Here is a 5,004-nt window from a genome sequence, read left to right on the forward strand (position 1 = left end):
CGCTTCCCCCGAACTCTGTCCGGGATTGAGCGTGTCCAACACGAGGGGTCAAGGCCCGAAGTCGGTCGACCCGGAAACGTGTACAGCGGTCATCGCACTCAACGCGACGAACAACAACAAACGCATCTTCGGCCACCGAGCGAACGTAACGGTGCAGTTGGCTTAGCTTGTGAGACCTAGTTTCGAGACCTAGTCCGAATGGCCAGGTCCTACAGTGGCTTATGACCTCGTACCCGGTTCTGGATCTGACGCCCGACGAGTTGCTCTCGACAACGCGAACCGTGCGCAAGCGGCTCGACCTCACCAGAGACGTGCCGATCGAGTTGATCAAGGAGTGCCTGCAGATTGCGCTGCAGGCACCGTCCGGCTCGAATCGTCAAGCGTGGCAATGGATCGTCGTGACAGATGCCGAGACACGCGCACGGCTCGGGCAGATCTATCGGGAGACCACCGAGGCTTATCTCGCCTCGCGTGCATCGGCGGCAAAATTGTTCGCCGACGATCCGGAGCGCGCGAAGGTGCAACACCGAGTCGGTGACAGCGTCGCGTGGCTTGGAGAGCGAATGGGCGAGGTGCCCGCCCTGGTGATTCCGTGCATCAAAGCCGGAAAGACGTTGCCAGCGGGAAACCAGGCCGGCCTGTGGGGGTCGCTACTCCCCGCAGCGTGGAGTTACGCGCTCGCCGCACGTGCCCGTGGCCTCGGGACAGCGTGGACGACACTGCATCTGGAACGTGAAGCCGAGGTCGCGGAATTGCTTGGCGTGCCGCCGGGTTACCACCAGGCTGCCTTGATCCCGACGGCCTACTACACCGGCGAGACGTTCAAGCCCGCTGCGCGCGAGCCCATCGACTCGGTCCTGCATATCGATCGTTGGTGAATTCTCGATCGTTGGTGATTCGTAGTCGCGCCTACGCCACCGTCGAGGGCAGGCCGAACCCGTCGAAATGTTCGGCTCCGATGAACGTCGTTACCTCCGCGATTCGGTCTTCACGCAGCGTCAAGACGTCGATCGCGAAACTCACGTGGGTACCTGCGTCCTCGTTCCACAGGTACGAGCCCACCGCAGGCTGACCGTTCGCGTGGGTCGGCAGCCGACGCCACGCACCACAACTGTCGAGTGGGACTTTCGTCGCGAAGTCGGTGACGGCATCGAGACCGCGGTACCAATGTGCCAACGGGGGCATCGACCAGGTGACGTCTTCGGTCAGCAGTGCAACGAGCGCGTCGGCGTCCCCGCGCTCCAGTGCGGACGAATAGCCGGCAACAACCTCCCGCATCCGCAGATCGCCGATGTCGCGCAGCGTCTGCTGCTGAGTAGCCGCAGGCACCTTCTCCGACACGATCCGACGCGCGCGCTGCAAGGCACTGTTCACCGATGCAACCGACGTGTCCATCGTCGTAGCTATCTCGGCAGCGGAGAAGCCGAGCACCTCGAAAAGCAAAAGCGCCGCACGCTGATTTCCCGGAATATGTTGCAGCGCAGCAACGAACGCAAGTTCGACAGCTTCCCGCTGCTCGTACCGAGCGTGTGGACCCTCAGGATCGTCGGACAGCCCAGAATCCGGGTACGGCGTGAGCCACGAGATCTCGGTCAGCGGGATGTCGCCGAGGACCGCATGATCGCTCGACGGACCGAGGTCCACCGGCAGTGCCCGCTTCTTTCGACCTTCGACCAGGTCCAGACAGGTGCGTGTCGCGACGGTGTAGAGCCAGGAGCGAAGGGAACTGCGACCTTCGAACCGGGGGAGACCACGCCACGCCCGCAGCAGAGCGTCTTGCAAGGCGTCGTCGGCGTCGTGCGTCGAACCGAGCATTCGATAGCAATGCGCATGGAGTTCGCGCCGCCGAGGTGCGACGAGGCGGGTGAACGCGTCGTCGTCGCCGCCACGGGCCAGTGCGAGATCGTGGTCGTGATCGCTCACGACGACGTGTTGTCGCCGCGGACGAAGACTGCGCGCCACCGAGCCTCGACTTGCTCGAGTGTCTGCACCTGGAGACCATCACGCGCGAACGAACGGATCTCGGTTTCGGTGAGCGGCCACGGTGGTCCGTCGACCTCTTCGCCTTCGCCGCGGATCCCTGCGACGACCAGTAATTCTCCGCCGACTGCGACGAGTCGCCTCAGTTGTTCGATCGCTGTGCCGCGCACCGACACCGGCATGGATTGGACGGTGAACGACTCGACCACAAGATCGAAATTGGCGTCCCACTCGGCAGGTGGATCGAGCAGATCCGCACTGCGGTACTCCACGGCAGAATCCGGAAAACGCTCCTGCACCAATTCGATTGCGGTGGGGGAGATGTCGAATGCTGTCGTTTCGAACCCGAGGGTCGAGAAGTACTCCGCGTCGTAGCCGGGGCCGCAGCCGACCACGAGCGCGCGCCGGCAACTGCCGACCACCTGCCGTTCTGCAGCCCAATCCACGAGCAGTGGATTGGGCCCGCCGCGATCCCACGGCACGACGGCTGACCCGGTGCTTGCCTCCGCATACAGGCGTTCGAACCAGCCGGTCGGATCGTCCTGCGCCAAGGACTGCGCGGCAAGTCGATTTGCGTCGGCCTCACGATCGGTGGTCATCAGTCCAGTCTGGCACGCTGCCTTTCGGATCAACCGCCCCGCAGGATGCTGTGCAGAAGTTCGGCCAGGCGAGGCGCGAATGCTGTTGGGTCGTCGGCAAATCCGGTATGTCCTCCGGGGAAGGAGGTCAGCTCTGCGCCGATCGCTTCGGACAGCGCGGTCGACGTGCGCACACACAATTGCCCGGTCGACTCTGCACCCACCCCGACGAGGATGGTCGTCGGTACTGCACCGAGCAGATTCAGGTCGGGAACCCAGGTCGTGCTCGGCAGCAGTTCGTGCGCGAACCACCTCGCTTCGTCGGCCGCCTGCTGTGGTTCGGGCTCGTTGCCGAACATCATCATGAACACCTCTTCGGGCAGCGCAATGTTGGCAGCTGTCATGAACTTTCGCCACGCACCGACACGGTCCCCAGCTGCGTAGGTCGCAATCATGTCCTCGGTGTTTGCGTGCAGTTGGGCACGGTCGTCGAGCAGTTCGTTCAACGGCGGTTCGTGCGCGATCACCGCGCGTGCAAGGTCGGGCCGGGCTTGCGCGAAGGCGAGCGCGGTGATCGCGCCGCCACTCGACCCGAAGACGATCGCAGGGCCGGCATTGATGTGCGTCAGCAATCGAGCCAAATCGTCGGCTCGCAATTCGGGCGTCGAATCCTGCGTCGGGTCTGTGACCTGGCTGCGGTTGATGCCGCGGGGATCGGCCGTGAGGACGGTGAACTCGTCGGCAAGCAGGTCGGCGATCGGTGCGAACGAGTCTGCGTTCATCGGCGCCCCGATCAGTGCGACCACCGGCCCGGCCCCGCGGACCTCGTAGTGCAACCGAGCTCCGGGGACTTCGAGTACGTCGACGACGGGGGTGACGGTGGATGTGGTGGCCATGGGTCCTCCAGCTGCGGGGGTGTTTGTCGTAGGTAAGACCCCCGCGATCCGCAGAACTCATCGCTGCCGGACAGATTTCTACTTGGCTTCCCACTTCGCAGCGTGAGCTTCGACGATGTCGGCAACCGCGGCGCATGCCTGGGCCGACTTCGCCAGCTGCGCTCCCATATCGCGCGCATGCTCGATGGTCGCGTCCTCGAGCAGTACTCGTAGACCTGACTCGAGTGTGGCGGCATCGAGTTTGGTGAAGCGGACATGCGATCCCAAGCCGAGTCGTTCGACCTGAGTGCCCCACATCGGCTGTTCGAAGGACACCGAACACACCATCGTCGGCAAGCCCGCGCGCAGACTCTCGAACAACGTGCCGACGCCGCCGTGATGGACGGCTCCGGCGCAATGCTGGAACACGATGTCGTGCGCGAGCGCTCCGACGATCTTCACGTGGTCTCCCGTTGCGGCGTTGGCGCGATCGAGGTCACTCCACCCCGCGCTGACCAGCGCCCGCTGGCCGAGTCGGCGAGTCACGTCGTCGACCTGGGCGACAACGGTTGTAGCATCGCGAATGGGCATGCTGCCGAACCCGAAGTAGATGGGTGGGGGACCAGCCGCGATCCACGACAGCACGTCGTCGTGTGCGTCAGCGAGTTCGCCGACAGCTTCGCGGGTTGCTCGGGTCAGCTCGAGGAAGCCGGTGAACGGCCGTTGGCCTGCCCATTCGTCCGCAAGTCCGGGTAGGAGGACCGGGTCGTAGATCTGCACCTCGGGGACGCCGTCCCTGTGCAGCGCCGCCGCGACGGACTGCCGTGTGGACGGCAGATCCAGCTTCGCGCGAAGCTTGTTGAGGTACTTCATGAACACAACGCGGCGAACGTTCTCGGCGACCACCCACGTCGCGCTGTTCACCGGCCCCGGCGGACTCCACTGAGGAGGAAGACCGTTGGGGAACGGATATTTGCTGTTCTTGCGGCACGGGAACGTATGCAGGCTGACCAGCGGTATCGACATCGCTTCTGCGATCGATTGGCCGCGATCTTCGGTCATCGTCGTCGACACGATCAGGTCCGCGCCGCTGCACACGTCGATCATCTCGTCGTCGAAGCGATCCGTGTATTCCGCCATCTGTTTTGCGACCATCGGCATGAGCTTGAACGTGCTGCCGGACGCGAGTGCGCGTTGACCTTCGTCGGATTCGTACAGCTTCTGCACGTCAGGGCCACACGCTTGGGTTTCCAGGCCGGCACGCGTTGCGAAATCGACCAGATTCGGTGGTGCACCGATCACTACGTCGTGTCCGCGTCCCCTCAGTTCGACACCGAGTGCCACGGCAGGTTGGACGTCGCCGCGGGTTCCCGCTAACGGCAGCGCAATTCGCATCGGCTCTACTTTCGGTCGGGTTGAGAGATCGGTTTGTCATAGGTGGACTCGGCCGGTTTGTTATCAAGACGACTGTTGGAGACGATAGTTAAAGAAGGGGGTGGACGGGTGCCCGTGCGACTAGCCCAGATCTTTCTCCGGGCTGACGTGCCGGCTTGATCTGTTTCGGATTGGGT

5 protein-coding genes are annotated in these 5,004 nt (G+C 63.7%); 1 reads left to right on the top strand and 4 read right to left on the bottom strand.

The window, feature by feature from the left end; translation table 11 throughout:
- Nucleotides 1-221 precede the first annotated feature (221 nt).
- On the top strand, nucleotides 222-878 hold the full coding sequence (locus ACHIRB_RS26420; RefSeq protein WP_395126660.1) for a nitroreductase family protein: 657 nt from the start codon (nucleotides 222-224) through the stop codon (nucleotides 876-878).
- A 31-nt stretch (nucleotides 879-909) separates the two neighbouring features.
- On the opposite strand, the gene ACHIRB_RS26425 is transcribed toward ACHIRB_RS26420, so the two are convergent.
- The 4 genes from ACHIRB_RS26425 to ACHIRB_RS26440 all read right to left on the bottom strand — a co-directional run bounded on the left by ACHIRB_RS26425 (nucleotide 910) and on the right by ACHIRB_RS26440 (nucleotide 4,828).
- Nucleotides 910-1,923, bottom strand: coding sequence for a sigma-70 family RNA polymerase sigma factor (locus ACHIRB_RS26425; protein ID WP_395126659.1), 1,014 nt, complete (start codon nucleotides 1,921-1,923; stop codon nucleotides 910-912).
- Nucleotides 1,920-2,579: a class I SAM-dependent methyltransferase gene (locus ACHIRB_RS26430; RefSeq protein WP_395126658.1), complete on the bottom strand. Its 660-nt coding sequence runs from the start codon at nucleotides 2,577-2,579 to the stop codon at nucleotides 1,920-1,922. The genes ACHIRB_RS26425 and ACHIRB_RS26430 overlap by 4 nt, the downstream gene beginning before the upstream one ends.
- A gap of 29 nt (nucleotides 2,580-2,608) precedes the next feature.
- Nucleotides 2,609-3,454: an alpha/beta fold hydrolase gene (locus tag ACHIRB_RS26435; protein WP_395126657.1), complete on the bottom strand. Its 846-nt coding sequence runs from the start codon at nucleotides 3,452-3,454 to the stop codon at nucleotides 2,609-2,611.
- A 78-nt stretch (nucleotides 3,455-3,532) separates the two neighbouring features.
- Nucleotides 3,533-4,828: a glycosyltransferase gene (locus tag ACHIRB_RS26440; protein WP_395126656.1), complete on the bottom strand. Its 1,296-nt coding sequence runs from the start codon at nucleotides 4,826-4,828 to the stop codon at nucleotides 3,533-3,535.
- Nucleotides 4,829-5,004 lie beyond the last annotated feature (176 nt).

The sequence above is a fragment of the Antrihabitans spumae genome (assembly GCF_043944905.1).
GTDB lineage: Bacteria > Actinomycetota > Actinomycetes > Mycobacteriales > Mycobacteriaceae > Antrihabitans > Antrihabitans spumae.